The organism is Roseococcus sp. GW821-FHT12F05 (assembly GCF_058806835.1).
This window is the reverse complement of record NZ_JBXAQB010000027.1, coordinates 1-16,772: the sequence shown is the minus strand read 5'-3', so window position 1 is coordinate 16,772 and position 16,772 is coordinate 1. Positions and strand designations below refer to the sequence as shown.

The following is a 16,772-nucleotide window of genomic DNA, read 5'->3' as shown; positions in this document are numbered from 1 at the left end:
CGGTCGGCGCGCCGAGAGGGCCGGAAGGCGCGCGCGCGGCGGCCGGCGCGGGCGCCGGCGCCGCCATCGGCGGGTTGACCACGGCGAGGCGCGGGCCGGCCGCGGGGGCTGCGGCCGCCGTCGAGTTCATGGTCGCGCCCATCGAGGCGAGATCGATGCCCGTCGCCACGACCGAGACGCGGATCCGGCCGTTCATGTTCTCGTCGATCGAGGAGCCGAAGATGATGTTGGCGTCCTCGTCGACCTCGCGGCGGATGCGCATCGCGGCCTCGTCCACCTCGAACAGCGTCATGTCGAGGCCGCCGGTGATGTTGATGAGCACGCCCTTGGCGCCGCGCATGGAGGTGTCCTCCAGCAGCGGGTTGCTGATGGCGGCCTCGGAGGCCTTCACGGCGCGGTCCTCGCCCTCGGCCTCGCCCGTGCCCATCATGGCCTTGCCCATCTCCGCCATGATCGTGCGGATGTCGGCGAAGTCGAGGTTCACGATGCCGGGATTGACCATCAGGTCGGTCACGCCGCGCACGCCCATGTAGAGGACGTTATCGGCCATCTTGAAGGCCTCGGCGAAGGTCGTCCGCTCGTTGGCCAGCCGGAACAGGTTCTGGTTCGGGATCACGATCAGCGTGTCCACGAACTGCTGCAACTCCTCCAGGCCGAGGTCGGCGCTGCGCTTGCGCTTCGGCCCCTCGAAGTCGAAGGGCTTGGTGACCACGCCGACGGTGAGGATTCCCCGCTCGCGGGCCATGCGGGCGATGACCGGCGCGGCGCCCGTGCCCGTGCCGCCGCCCATGCCGGCGGTGACGAAGACCATGTGGCAGCCCTCGAGGTGGCGGGCCAGCTCGTCGGTGGCCTCCTCGGCGGCGGCGCGGCCGATCTCCGGCTTGGCGCCGGCGCCGAGGCCCTGCGTCAGGTGGGGACCAAGCTGCACGCGCCGCTCGGAGCGGCTGTTGACCAGCGCCTGAGCATCGGTGTTGGCGACGATGAACTCGACCCCGTCCAGACCGAGGTTGATCATGTTGTTGACGGCATTGGTACCGCCGCCGCCCACGCCGATGACGGCGATGCGGGGCGAGAAATCCGTATGCTGGGTCACCGGCAGCGTCAGGTTCAGGGTCATTGGGTGAGGTCTCCTCAGCTTAGCTTAGAGCACCGGAAGCGATTCGAGTCTTCAAGCAGGGGGGCGTCGTCCCCGTTATCCACAGGCTTGTCGTCGAAAATCTGTCATCTGGGCCTGTAACCTTTTCCATCAGACCCGCTCCCGCAGCCAGGCGAGGCCGCGGCGGATCCAGCCGCCCTGCGAGGGCGGCGGGCCGGGGGTGAAGTCCATGAAGGGACGGCCCTCGCCGGCGGCCCAGGCCAGCAGGCCGATGGCGCCGGAGAAGCCGGGGCCCGAGGCAGTCTCGGGCAGGCCGCGCACCAGCCGCGGGCGGCCGAGGCGGATGGTGGTCTCGCGGCCCAGCACCCGCTGCGCCAGCTCGCGCGCGCCGATGAGCTGCGAGGCGCCGCCGGTCAGCACGATGCGCCGGCGCATCTCGGCCGGCAGGCCGCTGCCTTCGAGACGGTCGCGCAACAGTTCGAAACTCTCCTCCAGCCGCGGGCGGATGATGCGGATGATCATCTCGCGGGGGATGCGGGCGATCTGGTCGTCATCCTCGCCGACCAGCGGGACCGGCAGCATCTCGCCGCGGTCCTCGGCCGATTCCAGGACGCTGCCATGCATGGTCTTCAGCCGCTCGGCGTGGGTGATCGGCGTGGAGAGCACCCGGGCCAGGTCATTGGTGACCTGCCATCCGCCGACCGGAAGCTGGGCGGTGTGCATCAGCCGCCCATCGGCGAAGGCGGCGAGGCTGGTCGTGCCGCCGCCCATGTCCACCACCACGGCGCCGAGCTCGCGCTCGTCGTCCACCAGCGTCGCGAGGCCGGCGGCGAAGGGGGAGGAGACCATCTCCTCCGCCTCCAGCTCGCAGCGGTGCAGGCACTGGCCGAGGTTGAACAGCGCGTGGCTGGCGGCGTCGAGCACGTGCAGCCTGGCGCCCAGCGTGTCGCAGACCATGCCGCGCGGGTCGTCCACGCCGCCGGTCGCATCCACCTGGAAGGCGAGCGGGAAGGAGTGCACGGCCTCGCGGCCCTCGGCCTCGGTGCGGCGGACGCCCTCGGTCATGATGCCGCGGAGGTCGGCCTCGGTGACGGGGCGGCCGGCGACCTGCCAGAGGATGTTGTGCGTCCGGCTCTCCGGCTGGCCGCAGGAGAGGTTGACGATCACGCCCTTGAGCAGCGTGTCCGCCATCTCCTCGGCGGAGGCGACGGCGGCGCGGATGCTGCGCTCGGCCTCCTCCATGTCCACGATGGAGCCGGCCTTCACTCCGCGCGACTTCTGCCAGCCGAAGCCCAGCGCGCGGGGCGTGCCGTCGCTCTCGATGCGGGCGATCAGGCAGACGATCTTGGTCGAGCCGATGTCCAGCACGCCGAAGGCGCCGGAGCGGGCCTTGCCGAGCCGGATGCCGCGGGTCGGCAGCTCGGACTGCGGGGGGGTGTAGCGAACGAGCTCGTTCATCCGCGCTGGCTCCGAGCTGGGGTGGCGGAAGCGGCCGGCGTGGCCGGCGCCGAGGGCTGCATGCGGACCACGAGACGGTCGGGCAGGCGCATGTCCACGGCCGCGAGCGGGCGGTCCAGCAGCTTGTCGCGCGCCTGCAGCTCGGCGAGGCGGGTGATGGCCGCCTCCTCATGGCCCTCAGGCAGCAGGATGTCGGCGCCGTTCTGCAGCCGCAGGTTCCAGCGCCGCTCGGAGACGCGGACGATGGCCTGGACCCGGTCGGCGATCTCGGGCGAGCTGCGCAGCAGGTCGATCATGGCGGCGGCCCCACGCTCGGCGCCGATGCCGACGACCAGCGGCAGGGGGCCGAAGGCCTGGAGGCGCTCGGTCGCCATAACGCGGCCCTCGCGGTCGATGACGGCGAAGCGGCCCTCGCGCTGCCAGACGGCGAAGGCCCGGCGCTCGGTGAGGCGGATCAGGATGGTGCCGGGCAACCGGCGCTCGACATGCGCGTGCTCGACCCAGGCGATGCGCTCCAGCCGCTCCTTGGCCGCGGCGGGGTCGAAGTCGAGCATGGCCTCGCCGGGGGTGGTGGCGATGGCGGTCAGCAGGGCCTCGCGCGGGGCGAACTCGCGGCCCTCGATGCGGATCTCCTGGATGGAGAGGCCGGGGCCGCGGCCGAGCTCGGCCAGGCTGGCGGCGGTGTCGCGCAGCCGCGCCGCGGGATCGAGCGCGACCACGCCGATGGCGAGCGCGCCGACGGCGACCAGCGCCACGGAGGCGAGGCCGACGCCGCGCAGCGCGTTGCGCCAGCGCTTGAACCAGAGGCGCGTCGCCGAGGGCCGCTTCGGCGGCTTCGCGGCATTGCGCGTGCGGGGCTCACGGGCCATGGGCGGCCTGCTCCACCATCCAGGCGCAGAGCGCGGGGAAGCCGATGCCCTGATGCGCGGCCTGCTCGGGCAACAGCGAGGTGGGCGTCAGGCCGGGCTGGGTGTTGACCTCCAGCAGGACCAGGCGGCCGGGCTCGCCGTTGGTGTCGTCGTAGCGGAAGTCCGAGCGGGTGGCACCGCGGCAGCCCAGCGCCTGGTGCGCGGCGACGGCGACCTCCAGGGCCTTCTGGTAGACGGCGGGGTCGATGGCCGCGGGGATGACGTGGCGCGAGCCTCCCTCGGCGTATTTCGACTCGTAGTCGTAGAACTCGCCGGCATCGGCGAGGATGTCCGTCACGGCCAGCGCGCGGTCGCCCATCACGCCCACGGTGATCTCGCGGCCGGGGATATACTCCTCGACCAGGGCCTGGTTGCCGAAGCGCCAGCTGCGGGCGATCTCGGCGCGGCGGTTGTCGCCGGTGCGCAGGATGTGGACCCCGACCGAGGAGCCCTCGTTGACGGGCTTCACGACGAAGGGGCGGGGCATCGGATCGTCCGCCTCCAGCTCGTCCATGTCCACGATCCGGCTGGGGAGCACGGGCAGGCCGGCGGCGCGGAAGACGGCCTTGGCGGCCACCTTGTCCATGGCGAGCGCCGAGGCGCGGAGGCCGGAATGCGTGTAGGGCAGCCCCATCCAGTCGAGCACGCCCTGGATGCAGCCATCCTCGCCGAAGCGGCCGTGCAGCGCGTTGAACACCACGTCCGGCGCGGTGGCGCGCAGGGCGGAGATGGTGGCGGTGAGGTCGGCGCCGACATCGATGGGCGTGACGCGATAGCCGAACTGGCGCAGCGCCTCGATCACCTTGCCGCCGCTGGCGAGGCTGACCTCGCGCTCGGCGGAGATGCCGCCGAGCAGCACGGCCACATGCGTGTCCTTCGGATCGCGGCTGTTCGGGGTGAACGCGTTCATGCCGGAACTCCGATTCGCTTGATTTCCCAGTGCAGCTCGATGCCGGCGTGCTCCAGCACGCGGGCACGGACCTGCTCGCCGAGGGCTTCGAGGTCGGCGGCCGTGGCGCCGCCGGTGTTGAGGAGGAAGTTGGTGTGCTTCTCGCTGACCTCGGCGCCGCCGAGGCGCAGGCCGCGGCAGCCGGCCGCGTCGATCAGCGCCCAGGCCTTGTGGCCCGGCGGGTTGCGGAAGGTGCTGCCGCCGGTGCGCGAGCGGATGGGCTGAGTGGCCTCGCGCGAGGCCTTGATCCCGGCCATGCGGGCGGCGATGGCGGCCGTGTCGCCGGGCGCGGCGCGTAGGCGGGCGCGGGTGACGACGCCGCGCGGCGGCAGCTCGGCATGGCGATAGGCGAGCTTGAGGCCCACGGCATCGAGGCGGACCAGGCCATCCGGTATGGCGATCTCGGCCCAGTCCAGGACATCGACGATCTCGCGCCCATAGGCGCCGGCATTCATGGCGATGGCGCCGCCGATGCTGCCGGGGATGCCGGACAGAAACTCCAGCCCGGCGAGGCCGGCGGCGGCCGCGTGCTCGGCGACGACGGCGTCCAGGGCCGTGGCGCCGGCGATCACCCCATCCGCCTCGACCGTCACCCCGCCGAAGCCGCGCGCCGGCAGCCGCAGGACCACGCCCGGCAGCCCGCCGTCGCGGATGATGAGGTTGGAGGCCGCGCCCAGCACCGTCAGCGGCGTTTCCGGATCGAGGGCCGTGAGCAGGGCGAGAAGATCCCCGGCATCGGCCGGGCGCGCGAGCCACTCCGCCGGTCCGCCCACGCGGAACCAGGTGAAGGGCGCGAGGCTCGCGCCCGCCTCCACCCGGCCGCGGATGGCCGGCACGCGATGGGAGGTGGCGTCGCGCATGCTCATGCGCGACGGAGCGGGGTCACGCGCGCGCCCCCCCTGCTGCCACCCTGGGCCTGGAGCGCGGCGAGCTGCTCCGGCAGCGCATGCGCCCATGCCGTGATGTTGCCGGCGCCGAGGCAGACCACGTAGTCGCCCGGCTTGGCCATGGCGTTGATCATCTCGGGCAGGCTGGCGGGCTCGGGCAGCGGCACGACGCTGCGATGGCCGCGGGCGCGCAGGCCCTCGACCAGCGCGTCCTTGTCCACGCCCTCGATCGGCGCCTCGCCGGCCGCGTAGACATCGGCCACGATCACCGTGCCGGCGTCGTTCATGCAGGCGCAGAACTCTGCGAAGAGCTGGCTGAGGCGGGTGTAGCGGTGCGGCTGCACCACGGCGATCACATCGCGCGCGCCGGCCTGGCGGGCGGCCTTGAGCACGGCGGCGATCTCGACGGGGTGGTGGCCGTAATCGTCGATCACGGTGATGCCGCCGGTCTCGCCGACCCGGGTGAAGCGGCGCTTCACGCCCTTGAAGCCGGCGAGCGCGGCGCGGATCACATCCTCCGGCACGTCCATCTCGACGCCGACCGCGATCGCCGCCAGCGCGTTCTGGACGTTGTGCTGGCCGAGCATGGGCAGGCGGAAGGGCTGCAGCGTGCGGGCGCGGCCGGTGGTGCGGTCCTGCACCGTGACCTCGAAGCTGGCGCCCATGCGGTTGGTGAGGAGCTTCTCGGCGCGCACGTCGGCCTGGGGCGAGAAGCCGTAGGTGACGAGGCGGCGGTCCAGCTTCGGGATCATCTGCTGCACGCCGGGGTGATCGGCGCAGAGGACGGCGAAGCCGTAGAAGGGGATGTTGCCGACGAACTGGGCGTAGCCCTCCTTCATGGCCTCCTCGGTGCCCCAGTGGTCGAGGTGCTCGGCATCCATGTTGGTGACGACGGCGACCGTGGCGGGGAGCCGGAGGAAGCTGCCGTCGCTCTCGTCGGCCTCGACGACCATCCACTCGCCGGTGCCCATGCGCGTGTTGGTGCCATAGGCGTTGATGATGCCGCCGTTGATGACGGTGGGATCGAGCTTGGCCTGCTCCAGCACGCAGGCGATGAGGCTGGTGGTGGTGGTCTTGCCGTGGGTGCCGCCGACGGCGATGCCCCATTTCAGGCGCATGAGCTCGGCCAGCATCTCGGCGCGGCGGACGACGGGCAGCAGCCGGGCACGGGCCGCCTGGACCTCGGGATTGTCGCGCTTCACGGCCGTGCTGACGACGACGACCTGGGCGGAGCCGAGGTTTTCCGCGGCATGGCCGACCGTCACGCGAATCCCAGCCTCTCGCAGCCGGGCGACGTTGGCGCTCTCGGAGAGGTCGCTGCCCTGCACCGAATAGCCCAGGTTATGCAGCACCTCGGCGATCCCGGACATGCCGATGCCGCCGATACCGACGAAGTGGATGGTCCCGATCGAGAGCGGCAGCGCGCGCATCAGCGTGGTTCCTGAAGCAGGTTGGCCCGGTTGGCGAGGGCGAGGACGAGGTCGGCGAGGTCCCGCGCGGCCTGGGGTCTGGCCAGGGATGCCGCAGCACGGGCCGCTTCGGCAAGCCTTTCCGGCGAGCCCAGAAATTCCGTAAGCAATTCAGCGAGCCGCGCCGGGGTGGTGCTCGCCTGAGGGAGAATCAGGGCCGCTCCGGCCTCCGCGAGCGCGCGCGCATTGGCGAACTGGTGGTTGTCGATCGCCGAGGGCAGGGGCAGCAGCAGGGAGGGCCGGCCGGCGCAAGCCAGCTCGGCGACCGTCGAGGCGCCGGAGCGGGCGATGACCAGATGCGCGTTGGCCAGCCTTCCTGCGATGTCCGGGAAGAAGGGCGAGAGCTCGACCGGGATGCCGGTGCCGGCATAGGCGGCGCGGACCCGCTCCAGATCCTCCACGCGGCATTGCTGGGCGACCAGCAGGCGGGAGCGGATCGACTCCGGCAGGGCGGCGATGGCCGGCGGCACCAGATCCGCGAAGACCCGGGCGCCGAGCGAGCCGCCCGTCACCAGCAGCCGCAGCGCGCCCTCGGGCGAGGGGTAGCCAGCGCCGGCCAGCGCGGCGAGCGCCGGCCGCACCGGATTGCCCACCACCTGCGTCTTGGCGTTGCGGGGGACCTTCGTCGTCTCGGCATAGGCGAGCGCCAGCAGGTCGGCGCGCGGCGCCAGCGCGCGGTTGGCGCGCCCGAGGACGGCGTTCTGCTCGTGCAGGATCACGGCGGGCCGCCGCTTGCCCAGCGTCAGCGCGGCCAGGGCCGGCGGGATGGCGGGATAACCGCCGAAGCCCACCACCGCCGCGGCGTCGAGCCGCTTCAGCAGCCGCCGCGCCGTCATGGTGCCGGCGGCGAGCTTGGCTGCCCCCTTGGCCGCGCGCAGCAGGTTGCGCCCGGCGATGCCCTCGCCGCTCAGCACGAAGCGCTCGGCATTGGCGAAGGCCGGGCTGTCGAAGGCCGCCGAGCGCCCGTCGGTGAAGAGCACGATGCGCTCGCCGCGCGCGGACAACTCGGCCGCCAGGGCCTCGGCGGGGAAGAGGTGCCCGCCCGTGCCGCCGGCCGCGATCGCGATGGGGCGCACCGAAGGTCCTCTCATGTCATGACCGGCATGCGGCCGCCTGCCGGCATAAAGGGCTGCGAATCCTCGGCCCGGGGCGTGCGCCTGCGGGTGAGCGCGAGCAGGAAGCCCATGCCGACGGCCAGCGCGATCACCGAGGAGCCGCCATAGCTCACGAAGGGCAGGGTCATGCCCTTGGTCGGGATCAGGTGGAGCGAGCTGGCCATGTTGATGAAGGCCTGCAGGCCGAACTGCGTCAGCAGGCCGGTCGCGGCCAGCGTCACATAGGGGTCGCGCTCATGGCGCAGGCGGACCAGGCCGCTGATCACCACGAAGGCGAAGATCGCCAGGATCACGAGGCAGACGACCAGCCCGAACTCCTCGCCCACGACAGGGAAGACGAAGTCGGCATGGGCGTCGGGCAGCACATCCTTCACGCGGCCCTCGCCAGGGCCGCGGCCGAGCAGGCCGCCGTTGCCGAAGGCCTCCAGCGACATGCGGATCTGGAAGTTGTCGCCCGCCTCGGGGTCGAGGAAGCGCTGCACGCGGCTGCGCACGTGGGGCTGGAACATGTAGGCCAGCATGCCGAAGCCGGCGGCGGCGGGGACGGCCATCAGGACCCAGAACATGTTGATGCCCGAGACGAAGACCTGCGCCATGAAGACCATGACGATGACAGCGAGCATGCCGATATCCGGCTGCTGCTTCAGCAGCAGCGCGACCATGCCGATGAGGCCGATGGCGATGATCAGCCCCGGGAAGCGGCGCGAGCGCTTGCCTTCCGCGATCAGCCAGCCGCAGGCCACCGCGAGGCAGGGCTTGAGGAATTCCGAGGGCTGCAGCGAGAGGCCCGGGATGGGCAGCCAGCGCCGCGCGCCCTTGATCTCGACGCCGATCACCAGCGTCGCGGCCGTCAGCACCAGCGCGCCCATCGCGCCCAGCAGCGCCAGTCGCAGCACCCAGCGCGGCGTGCAGAGCGAGCAGGCGATCATGACGGCGACCGCGATGGCCGAGTAGAAGACCTGGCGCAGCAGGAACATGTGGCGCGAGGAGGCGCCGATGCGCTCGGCGACCGCCGGCGAGGCGGAGAGCATCATCACGTAGCCGATGGCGATGAGCGCCATCAGGGCGGCGAGCGTCCAGCGGTCCACGCTCCACCACCAGCGGCCGAGGATCGAGGTGTCGGTGCGCGAGACGGCCATCAGGCCTGCCCTCCGAGAAGGTTCCGGACGAGCGTGCGGAAATGGTCGCCGCGCTGGTCAAAGCCGGTGAACTGGTCCCAGGACGCCGCGGCCGGCGAGAGCAGCACCACGTCGGCGGCGCCGGCGAAGGCGGCGATCGCGGCGGCGGAGACGGCCTCGTCCAGCGTCTCGAGCCGCAGATGCGGCACGCCGTGCTCGGCGAGCGTCGCGGCGAAGATCCCGCCGTCCTGGCCGATGAGATAAGCATGGGCGATGCGCGGGAAGTGCGGCGCCAGCGGCGCGATGCCGCCTTCCTTGCCCATGCCGCCGGCGATCCAGACCACGCGCTCGTAGCTGGCGAGCGCCCTGGCGGCGCTGTCGGCATTGGTGGCCTTGCTGTCGTTCACGAAGCGCACGCCGCGGATCGTGCCCACGACCTCCTGCCGATGCGGCAGGCCGGGATAGCTGTGCAGGCCGTCGGCGAGGTCGTTGCGGCGCAGGCCGAGCGAGATCGCCATGGCGCAGGCCGCCGCGGCGTTCTGGGCGTTGTGCTCGCCGGGAAGGGTGGGGCAGGTGGAGAGGTCGGCGATCAGGCCGCGCTCGTCGCGCAGCAGGCTGCCGGTGGCCCAGACGCCGTGGTGCTGCGCCGTATGCGCGGAGATGGGGATGACATGCGCCGCTAGCCCGTCGCGCAGGCTGGCCGTCTCCGGGTCGTCCATGCCGAGCACGGCCGTGTCCTCGGCGCGCTGCGTCGCGAAGATGCGCGCCTTGGCGGCGCGGTAACCGGCCATGTCGCCATGGCGGTCGAGATGGTCGGCGCTGAGATTCAGCATGGTTGCACAGTTGAATCGAAGCGACTCGATTCGCTCCAGCATGTAGGACGACATTTCGAGGACGTAGATGCCGTCGTCGCCGAGGATGGGCATGTCCAGCGCCGCCGGCCCGAGATTGCCGCCCGCCTGCACGGGGATGCCGGCCTGCGCGATCAGGTGGGCGAGCAGGGCCGTCGTCGTGCTCTTGCCGTTTGTGCCGGTGATGCCGACGAAGCGCGCCTTGCTGCCGGCGGCGCGGACCGCGCGGTAGAGGAACTCCACGTCCACGAGGATAGGCTTGCCGGCCGCGCGCGCCGCCGCCGCCGCCGGATGCACGCGCGGCAGCGTGTGCGGGATGCCGGGCGAGAGCAGCAGCGTATCATAAGAAAAATCCGCTGCCGGATCAGCCACATGCAGTCCAGCGGCCACGGCCTCTTCGCGGCCCGGGGCCTTGTCGTCCCAGGCCGTCACCTCGGCGCCCCATTCGCGCAGGCGGCGCGCGGCCGGAAGCCCGGCCTTGCCGAGCCCCACCACCGCAATTCGCTGCCCGACAAATGGCTTCATCATCGGATCTTCAACGTGGAAAGGCCCACCAGCGCCAGCACCATCGCGATGATCCAGAAGCGGATCACGATGGTGGGCTCGGCCCAGCCCTTCTTCTCGAAGTGGTGGTGCAGCGGCGCCATCAGGAAGACGCGCTTGCCGGTCCGCTTGAACCAGAAGACCTGGATGATGACCGACAGCGTCTCCACCACGAAGAGGCCGCCCACGATGGCCAGCACGATCTCGTGCTTGGTCGCCACCGCCACTGCCCCCAGCGCGCCGCCCAGCGCGAGGCTGCCCGTGTCGCCCATGAAGACGGCGGCCGGCGGGGCGTTGAACCAGAGGAAGCCGAGCGAGGCGCCGATCAGCGCCGAGCAGAAGACCGCGAGCTCGCCCGCGCCCTGCACGCCGTGCAGCTGCAGGTAGTCCGCGAAAACGCGGTTGCCGACGAGATAGGCGATCAGCGCGAAGACGGCCGAGGCGATCATGACGGGCACGATGGCCAGCCCGTCCAGCCCGTCCGTCAGGTTCACGGCGTTGCTGGCGCCCATCATCACGAACATCGCCACGAAGGGGAAGGCGAGGCCGAGCGGGATCAGCGTGTCCTTGAGGAAGGGCACGGCCATGGTGGTGGAGAGCGGATCGGGCAGCATCAGCGAGAACCAGATGGCCGCGCCGAGCGCGATGGCCCCCTGCGCCATCAGCTTCTGGCGCCCGGAGACGCCCTTGGTGTTCCGCTTGGTGACCTTCAGCCAATCGTCCACGAAGCCGAGGCAGCCATAGCCCAGCGTCACGAAGAGCACCGCCCAGACGAAGCCGTTGCGCAGGTCGGCCCAGAGCAGCACGGAGAGCGTCAGCGACAGCAGGATCAGCACGCCGCCCATGGTGGGCGTGCCCTTCTTGGTGATGAGGTGGCTCGCCGGCCCGTCCTCGCGGATGGGCTGGCCGTTGGGCTGGAAGGTGCGCAGCCAGTCGATGATGGACTTGCCGAAGACCAGAGCGATGAACAGCGCCGTCATGCAGGCGGCGCCCGCGCGGAAGGTGGTGTAGCGCGCCAGGTTGAACAGGATGAAGTCGTCGGCCAACGGGCCGAGCAGCAGGGGGATCATGCGGTCTTCCTCTCGGCGCCATTCCTCTCGGCGCCCGTGATCGCGCGGATGATCTCGGCCATGCGCATGCCGAGCGATCCCTTCACCAGCACCGCGTCGCCGTCGCGGAGCGCGGCGGCGACGATGGGCGCGAGGCTCGCGGCGTCCTGTGTGTGTGCCCCGCGGTGGGAATCCGGCAGGGCCGCGAAGAGATGCCCCATGAGGGGGCCGCAGGCATAGACCAGCTCGGCCGCGCTGGCCGCATCGGTGGCCAGCGCCTCGTGCAGGGCGGGACCGAACTCGCCCATCTCCAGCATGTCGCCGAGGACGGCGATGCGGCGCTTCGCCTTCTGCTGCTGCAGCACCGCGAAGGCGGCGCGCACCGCGGAATCCGAGGCGTTGTAGCTCTCGTCGAGGAGAAGGGCGGTGCCGTTGTCGGGCGTGGAGATGCGGCGCATCTCGCCGCGCCCGGCACCGGCGCCGAAGCCCGAGAGCGCGGCGGCGGCAAGGCCGGCATCGCCCCCCGCGGCCTGGATGGCGGCCAGCGCGGCCAGGGCGTTCATCGCCATGTGCTTGCCGGGCTGCTCGAGGCGCAGCGTCACGTAGCGGCCGGAGAGGTCGAACTCCGCCTCGCCGGCTGCTTCCGTGCCGCGATACGCCACCAGCCGCGCCGTGGAGCCGGGGTCTTCGCCGAAGCCCACCACCTGGGCGCCGTAGCCGGCGGCGATATCGGCCATGCGGGAAAAATGCGGACTGTCCTGCGGGAGGATGGCGACGCCGCAACGGGCGATGCCGGCGGCGATGTCGGCCTTCTCCTCCGCGATGGCCTCGGCGCTGCCGAGATGGCCGATATGGGCCGTGCCCACATTGGTCACGACCGCCACGCGGGGCCGGGCGAGGCGCGAGAGGGGCGCGATCTCGCCGCGATGGTTCATGCCGATCTCGATCGCGGCCCATTCCGTGCCGCGCGGCATGCGGGCGAGGGTCAGCGGCACGCCCCAATGGTTGTTGTGGCTGGCGGCCGAGGCATGGGTGGCGCCGAGGGCGGCGCAGGCGCGCTTCAGCATCTCCTTGGTCGTCGTCTTGCCGACGCTGCCGGTGACGGCGATGACCTTCGCCGTGCTGCGCGCCCGCCCGGCTGCGCCCAGCGCGGTGAGGCCGGCCAGCGTGTCGGCCACGCGCAGCATGGGGCCGACGGCGTCGATGTCGCGGTCCACCATGGCGGCGGCGCCCTTGGCGAAGGCCTGGCCGACGAAGTCATGCCCGTCGCGGACGTCGCGCAGCGCGACGAAGAGCTCGCCGGGACCGACGGTGCGGGTGTCGATGGAGATGCCGGAGACCTCCAGGGACTCGTCGCAGATCCCGCCGGTCGCCTCGCGCAGCTCGGGGGAGGTCCAGAGGGCGCTCATGAGGTGATCCCGGCGAGGCGGCGCACCACCTCGGCATCGTCGAAGGGCGTGGTGACGCCGGCGATGGTCTGGCCGCTCTCGTGTCCCTTGCCGGCGACGGCGAGCACGTCGCCCGGCTTCAGCGCGGAGAGCGCGGCGGCGATGGCGCCCTGGCGCTCGCCGGCATCGCGGGCGCCAGGGGAGAGGGGGAGCGCGGCGGCGAGGATGGCGGCGCGGATCGTCGCGGGATCCTCGCTGCGGGGATTGTCGTCGGTGACCCAGAGCACGTCGGCGGCGCCGGCCGCGGCCGCGCCCATCAGCGGGCGCTTGCCGGGATCGCGGTCGCCGCCGGCGCCGAAGAGCACGTGCAGCTTCGCGCCCTCGGCGACATGCGGCCGCAGCGCGGTCAGCAGCCGTTCCAGCGCGTCGGGCGTGTGCGCATAATCCACATAGACGGCGGCGCCGTTGGGCAGCGTGGCCGCCAGTTCCATCCGCCCGCGCACGCCGGTCAGGCGGGGCAGCAGCGCGAGCGCATCGACGCCGAGCCCGGCCGCGAGGCCCATGGCGACGAGGATGTTGTCCGCCTGGAAACGGCCGGGAAGCGCCAGCGTCACGCTCTCGCGCCGGCCGAAGGCGTCGATCTCGATGACCTGGCCGGCCGGCAGCGCGCGCTGCTGGAGCAGCCGGATGTCGCGCCCGGCCTCGCCGACCTCGATGCCGACGAGCCCGCGCGCGGCCACGATGCCGCGCAGCGCGGCGAGTGTCCCGGCGTCCATGTCCGCCTGCAGCACGGCCGGCGCGCCAGCGGGCAGCAACCGGTCGAAGAGCCGCAGCTTGGCGGCGCGGTAGCCCGCCATGTCGCCGTGGTAGTCGAGATGGTCGCGCGTCAGGTTGGTGAAGGCGCCGGCCGCGAGCTTCACGCCGTCCAGCCGCCGCTGGTCCAGCCCATGCGAGCTGGCCTCCATCGCGAGGTCCGTCACATCGGCCCGCGCCAGCGCCGCGAGCTGGGCGTGCAGCGAGACCGGGTCCGGCGTCGTCAGGCTGGGCCCTACCGGAAAGCCCTCGGCGATCAGCCCCAGCGTGCCGAGCGAGGCCGCGCGCCGCCCGGCGAGCGTCATGAGCTGGCGATGGAAATCGGCCGTGCTCGTCTTCCCGTTGGTGCCGGTGATCGCGACGATCCGCTCCGGTTGCGTGCCATGGAAGGCGGCGGCCATCAGCGCCAGCACGCGGCGCGGATCGGCGGCGCGCAGCAGCGGCCGCTCCGGAACCTGCGCCGGCCATTCCGTGCCCTCCGGCGCCAGCACGGCGGCAGCGCCGGCGCTCACCGCCTCGGCGATGAAGCTGATCCCGTCGGCCTTCACGCCCGGCAGGGCCGCGAACAGGAAGCCCGGCCGCACGGCCCGGCTGTCGGCCGTGATTCCGCTGATTTCAGCTGAGCCCGAACCGCTCAGCCTCGGGCAGAGGGCGCGGAGCTCATCGAGTTGCACGGCCTGTCTCGGGGGGCTGGGGGGAGGGGAGAGCAAGGGGAGGGGATATATGCAGCACCAGACGCGGCATGGCGATGCCGTCGGTCGCGTCGGTGCGGCGGAGCGGGGAAGGCTGCGGCTCCACGGAGGGGAGGGGACGGGGCAGCATGGCGGGGACGCGCGGTGCGGCCGAAGGGGCGGAAGGCGTGGCCGGCGAGGGGTTCGCGGCCGGGCGCGGCGCCGGCCGCGAGCCGTTCAGCGAGAGCGCGATGGTCTGCTGGATCTGCGCCATGCGCTCGGTCTCGGGCACCAGGCCGAGGATGGGGGCGGTGCGCTCGATCACGCGGCGCGCGATCGGCGCGGCCACCACGCCGGCGGTCGCGTAGCCGCCCGTGTCGGCGCGGCCCTTGGGGTCGTCCACCAGGATGTGCAGGGCGTAGCGCGGCGCGTTGATCGGGAAGGCGCCGATGAAGGAGGAGATGCGCCGGTTCTCGAGATACTGCCCGCGCTCGCCCACCTTCTGGGCCGTGCCGGTCTTGCCGCCGACGAAGTAGCCGGGCGATTCCGCGGACCGCGCCGAGCCGTCGGTGACGGCCACGCGCATGAGCCGGCGCACGCTCTCCGAGGTGCGCTCGCTGAGGACGCGCACGCCCTCGCGCTCCTGTCCGGGCGGGAGGGCGAGCACGGTGGGCTGGCGCAGGATGCCGCCATTCGCCAGGGCGGAAACGCCGGTGATGATGTGCAGCGGCGTGACGGAGATGCCCTGGCCGAAGGCGATGGTCATGGTGTTGATGTCGCGCCAGCGCCGCGCGGAGGGCGCGAGCGGCGACGCCGCCTCCGGCAGTTCGATGCCGAGGCGCGAGAGCTGGCCGAGGCGCCCCAGGAATTCGCGGTGCCGCGTGACGCCCTGCGCCAGCGCCATGTGCGCGGCGCCCAGGTTCGAGGAATAGGCGATGATCTCCGGCAGCGAGAGCCAGCGATGCTTGCCGTGGAAGTCGTCGATCTGGAAGCGGCCGATGCGGATCGGACGGCTCGCGTCGTAGCCCGAGCTCAGCGTGACGGTGCCGGAATCCAGCGCCATGGCGGCGGTGAAGAGCTTGAAGGTCGAGCCCGGCTCGTAGGCGCCGGTCACCGCGCGGTTGAAGCGCTGCTCGGCCGGCGCGGTCGCGAGGTCGGAGGCGGCGAAGTCCGGCAGGCTCACCATGCCGATGACCTCGGCGGTGTTCACGTCCATCAGGATGGCCGAGCCGCCGATCCCGCTGAAGCGGTCGATCGCGTATTCCAGCGCCTCGCGCAGCTCGCGCTGGACGCGGATGTCGATGGACAGCCGCAGCGCCGTCGGGCTCACGCGCAGGCGCTCGTCGTACCATTTCTCGACGCCGGCGATGCCCTCGCCGTCCACGTCCACCGCGCCCAGCACATGGGCGGCGTCGCGGCCGCGCGGATAGGTGCGGCGCTCGGCCGTCTCGAAGTAGAGGCCGAGGATGCCGAGGTCGTTGATCGCCTGCTGCTGCCGCGGCGTGATGAAGCGGTCGAGATAGGCGAACTGCCGCGGCGGGCTGAGGCGCGGGATCAGCCGCGCGCGGTCGAGATGCGGCAGGATGCGGATCAGCTGGTCGGCCACCTGGGCCGGATTGTCGATCTCGCCCGGGCGCGCGTAGAGCGCGGTGCCGCGCACGGTGACGGCCAGGATCTCGCCGTTGCGGTCGGTGATGGCGGCGCGGCTGACGGCGGGCTCGGGCGGTGGCAGGCGCGGCGCCTGGGCGATGCGCGAGGCGGCGGGCGAGAGCACCGTCGCGTCGGTGAGCTTGGCCGCGACGGCAAGGAAGAGCACGCCGAAGCCGAGGGAGGCCACGGCCAGCCGCGCGCGCATCTTGCGCATCTGCGCGGCCTCGCTGGCGGCCACGCGCACCAGCGCGCGCGAGGGGCTCTCCCGCAGGGAGGCCTCGCGCGGCGGCATGGCCGGCTCGGGCAGCGGCAGCCCGTCGAAGCCGAGGGGCCGGGCGTCCGGGGCGGGGGGCGGCAGGTCGTTCATCGGCCGAAGGGCACAGGGGGCGGCAGGCTCATCCCGCCGCCGAGCAGTGAACCGCCGGCGACGGGCGCCGGCTGCACATGCATCGCCGTGCGAAGCGCCGTGGGCGGGGCCGAGACAGGGGCCTGGGCGAGCTGGGACGGGCGCGGCGCCGGGGCTTCGGCGCGGGCGCGGGGTGCCGGACGCGGGGCCGGCGTCGCGTCGGCGACGCGCGCGGCAGGGGTTGCCGGCGCGGCGGCCTGGCCGGCGATGGGCGGCAGGGCGGCCACCTCCGGCCGCGGCGCGACCGGCATGCGCGGGGGCGGCGTGGCGGCGGCGACGGCCACGGGTGCCGGCCGCGGCGCCGCGGCGACGGTGGCGGTGGGCGGCCTGTCTCTTCTCCACATCTGACGCTGCCGGTGTCTTCTACCCTCCTGCCGCTGCCGACGAACCACGACATGTTA

Annotated in this window: 14 protein-coding genes; all 14 read right to left on the bottom strand. The window is 72.5% G+C overall.

Features of this window, described 5'->3' with window-relative positions; genetic code table 11:
* Positions 1 to 1,117: cell division protein FtsZ (gene ftsZ, locus AC1ROY_RS33325; RefSeq protein ID WP_493153263.1), on the bottom strand; the 1,117-nt coding region annotated here is incomplete at its 3' end.
* A 129-nt stretch (positions 1,118 to 1,246) separates the two neighbouring features.
* Positions 1,247 to 2,554 (bottom strand): cell division protein FtsA, encoded by a 1,308-nt coding sequence (gene ftsA, locus AC1ROY_RS33320; protein WP_493153262.1) that lies wholly within the window; start codon positions 2,552 to 2,554, stop codon positions 1,247 to 1,249.
* Positions 2,551 to 3,423, bottom strand: a complete 873-nt coding sequence (locus AC1ROY_RS33315) for a cell division protein FtsQ/DivIB (RefSeq protein ID WP_493153261.1) — start codon at positions 3,421 to 3,423, stop codon at positions 2,551 to 2,553. Before AC1ROY_RS33315 ends, ftsA begins: the two co-directional genes overlap by 4 nt.
* A complete protein-coding gene (locus tag AC1ROY_RS33310; protein WP_493153260.1) occupies positions 3,413 to 4,372 on the bottom strand; it encodes a D-alanine--D-alanine ligase in 960 nt (319 codons plus the stop codon). Before AC1ROY_RS33310 ends, AC1ROY_RS33315 begins: the two co-directional genes overlap by 11 nt.
* Entirely contained in the window at positions 4,369 to 5,271 is a 903-nt protein-coding gene (gene murB, locus AC1ROY_RS33305; protein ID WP_493153259.1) for a UDP-N-acetylmuramate dehydrogenase, read from the bottom strand. Before murB ends, AC1ROY_RS33310 begins: the two co-directional genes overlap by 4 nt.
* A 2-nt stretch (positions 5,272 to 5,273) precedes the next feature.
* Positions 5,274 to 6,728, bottom strand: coding sequence for a UDP-N-acetylmuramate--L-alanine ligase (gene murC / locus AC1ROY_RS33300; protein WP_493153258.1), 1,455 nt, complete (start codon positions 6,726 to 6,728; stop codon positions 5,274 to 5,276).
* Positions 6,728 to 7,858 (bottom strand): undecaprenyldiphospho-muramoylpentapeptide beta-N-acetylglucosaminyltransferase, encoded by a 1,131-nt coding sequence (gene murG / locus AC1ROY_RS33295; protein WP_493153257.1) that lies wholly within the window; start codon positions 7,856 to 7,858, stop codon positions 6,728 to 6,730. Before murG ends, murC begins: the two co-directional genes overlap by 1 nt.
* A complete protein-coding gene (locus AC1ROY_RS33290) occupies positions 7,855 to 9,024 on the bottom strand; it encodes an FtsW/RodA/SpoVE family cell cycle protein (protein WP_493153265.1) in 1,170 nt (389 codons plus the stop codon). Before AC1ROY_RS33290 ends, murG begins: the two co-directional genes overlap by 4 nt.
* The gene (gene murD, locus AC1ROY_RS33285) at positions 9,021 to 10,376 is read right to left on the bottom strand and encodes a UDP-N-acetylmuramoyl-L-alanine--D-glutamate ligase (RefSeq protein WP_493153264.1); all 1,356 of its coding nucleotides are present in this window, start codon (positions 10,374 to 10,376) and stop codon (positions 9,021 to 9,023) included. The genes AC1ROY_RS33290 and murD overlap by 4 nt, the downstream gene beginning before the upstream one ends.
* Positions 10,376 to 11,464 carry a phospho-N-acetylmuramoyl-pentapeptide-transferase gene (gene mraY / locus AC1ROY_RS33280; RefSeq protein ID WP_493153256.1) on the bottom strand — a complete coding sequence of 363 codons (1,089 nt, stop codon included), beginning with the start codon at positions 11,462 to 11,464 and terminating at the stop codon, positions 10,376 to 10,378. Before mraY ends, murD begins: the two co-directional genes overlap by 1 nt.
* Entirely contained in the window at positions 11,461 to 12,852 is a 1,392-nt protein-coding gene (locus AC1ROY_RS33275) for a UDP-N-acetylmuramoyl-tripeptide--D-alanyl-D-alanine ligase (RefSeq protein ID WP_493153255.1), read from the bottom strand. The genes mraY and AC1ROY_RS33275 overlap by 4 nt, the downstream gene beginning before the upstream one ends.
* Complete coding sequence (locus tag AC1ROY_RS33270; RefSeq protein ID WP_493153254.1) at positions 12,849 to 14,318, bottom strand: UDP-N-acetylmuramoyl-L-alanyl-D-glutamate--2,6-diaminopimelate ligase; 1,470 nt, start codon at positions 14,316 to 14,318, stop codon at positions 12,849 to 12,851. Before AC1ROY_RS33270 ends, AC1ROY_RS33275 begins: the two co-directional genes overlap by 4 nt.
* Positions 14,305 to 16,332 carry a peptidoglycan D,D-transpeptidase FtsI family protein gene (locus AC1ROY_RS33265; RefSeq protein ID WP_493153253.1) on the bottom strand — a complete coding sequence of 676 codons (2,028 nt, stop codon included), beginning with the start codon at positions 16,330 to 16,332 and terminating at the stop codon, positions 14,305 to 14,307. The genes AC1ROY_RS33270 and AC1ROY_RS33265 overlap by 14 nt, the downstream gene beginning before the upstream one ends.
* Complete coding sequence (locus AC1ROY_RS33260) at positions 16,329 to 16,715, bottom strand: hypothetical protein (protein ID WP_493153252.1); 387 nt, start codon at positions 16,713 to 16,715, stop codon at positions 16,329 to 16,331. The genes AC1ROY_RS33265 and AC1ROY_RS33260 overlap by 4 nt, the downstream gene beginning before the upstream one ends.
* Positions 16,716 to 16,772 lie beyond the last annotated feature (57 nt).

What these genes read in the sequence shown, in the direction of transcription:
- ftsA (WP_493153262.1), bottom strand. Translation starts at nt 2,554, where the DNA reads ATGAACGAGCTCGTTCGCTACACCCCCCCGCAGTCCGAGCTGCCGACC.
- AC1ROY_RS33315 (WP_493153261.1), bottom strand. Translation starts at nt 3,423, where the DNA reads ATGGCCCGTGAGCCCCGCACGCGCAATGCCGCGAAGCCGCCGAAGCGG.
- AC1ROY_RS33310 (WP_493153260.1), bottom strand. Translation starts at nt 4,372, where the DNA reads ATGAACGCGTTCACCCCGAACAGCCGCGATCCGAAGGACACGCATGTG.
- murB (WP_493153259.1), bottom strand. Translation starts at nt 5,271, where the DNA reads ATGCGCGACGCCACCTCCCATCGCGTGCCGGCCATCCGCGGCCGGGTG.
- murC (WP_493153258.1), bottom strand. Translation starts at nt 6,728, where the DNA reads ATGCGCGCGCTGCCGCTCTCGATCGGGACCATCCACTTCGTCGGTATC.
- murG (WP_493153257.1), bottom strand. Translation starts at nt 7,858, where the DNA reads ATGAGAGGACCTTCGGTGCGCCCCATCGCGATCGCGGCCGGCGGCACG.
- murD (WP_493153264.1), bottom strand. Translation starts at nt 10,376, where the DNA reads ATGAAGCCATTTGTCGGGCAGCGAATTGCGGTGGTGGGGCTCGGCAAG.
- mraY (WP_493153256.1), bottom strand. Translation starts at nt 11,464, where the DNA reads ATGATCCCCCTGCTGCTCGGCCCGTTGGCCGACGACTTCATCCTGTTC.
- AC1ROY_RS33275 (WP_493153255.1), bottom strand. Translation starts at nt 12,852, where the DNA reads ATGAGCGCCCTCTGGACCTCCCCCGAGCTGCGCGAGGCGACCGGCGGG.
- AC1ROY_RS33265 (WP_493153253.1), bottom strand. Translation starts at nt 16,332, where the DNA reads ATGAACGACCTGCCGCCCCCCGCCCCGGACGCCCGGCCCCTCGGCTTC.
- AC1ROY_RS33260 (WP_493153252.1), bottom strand. Translation starts at nt 16,715, where the DNA reads ATGTGGAGAAGAGACAGGCCGCCCACCGCCACCGTCGCCGCGGCGCCG.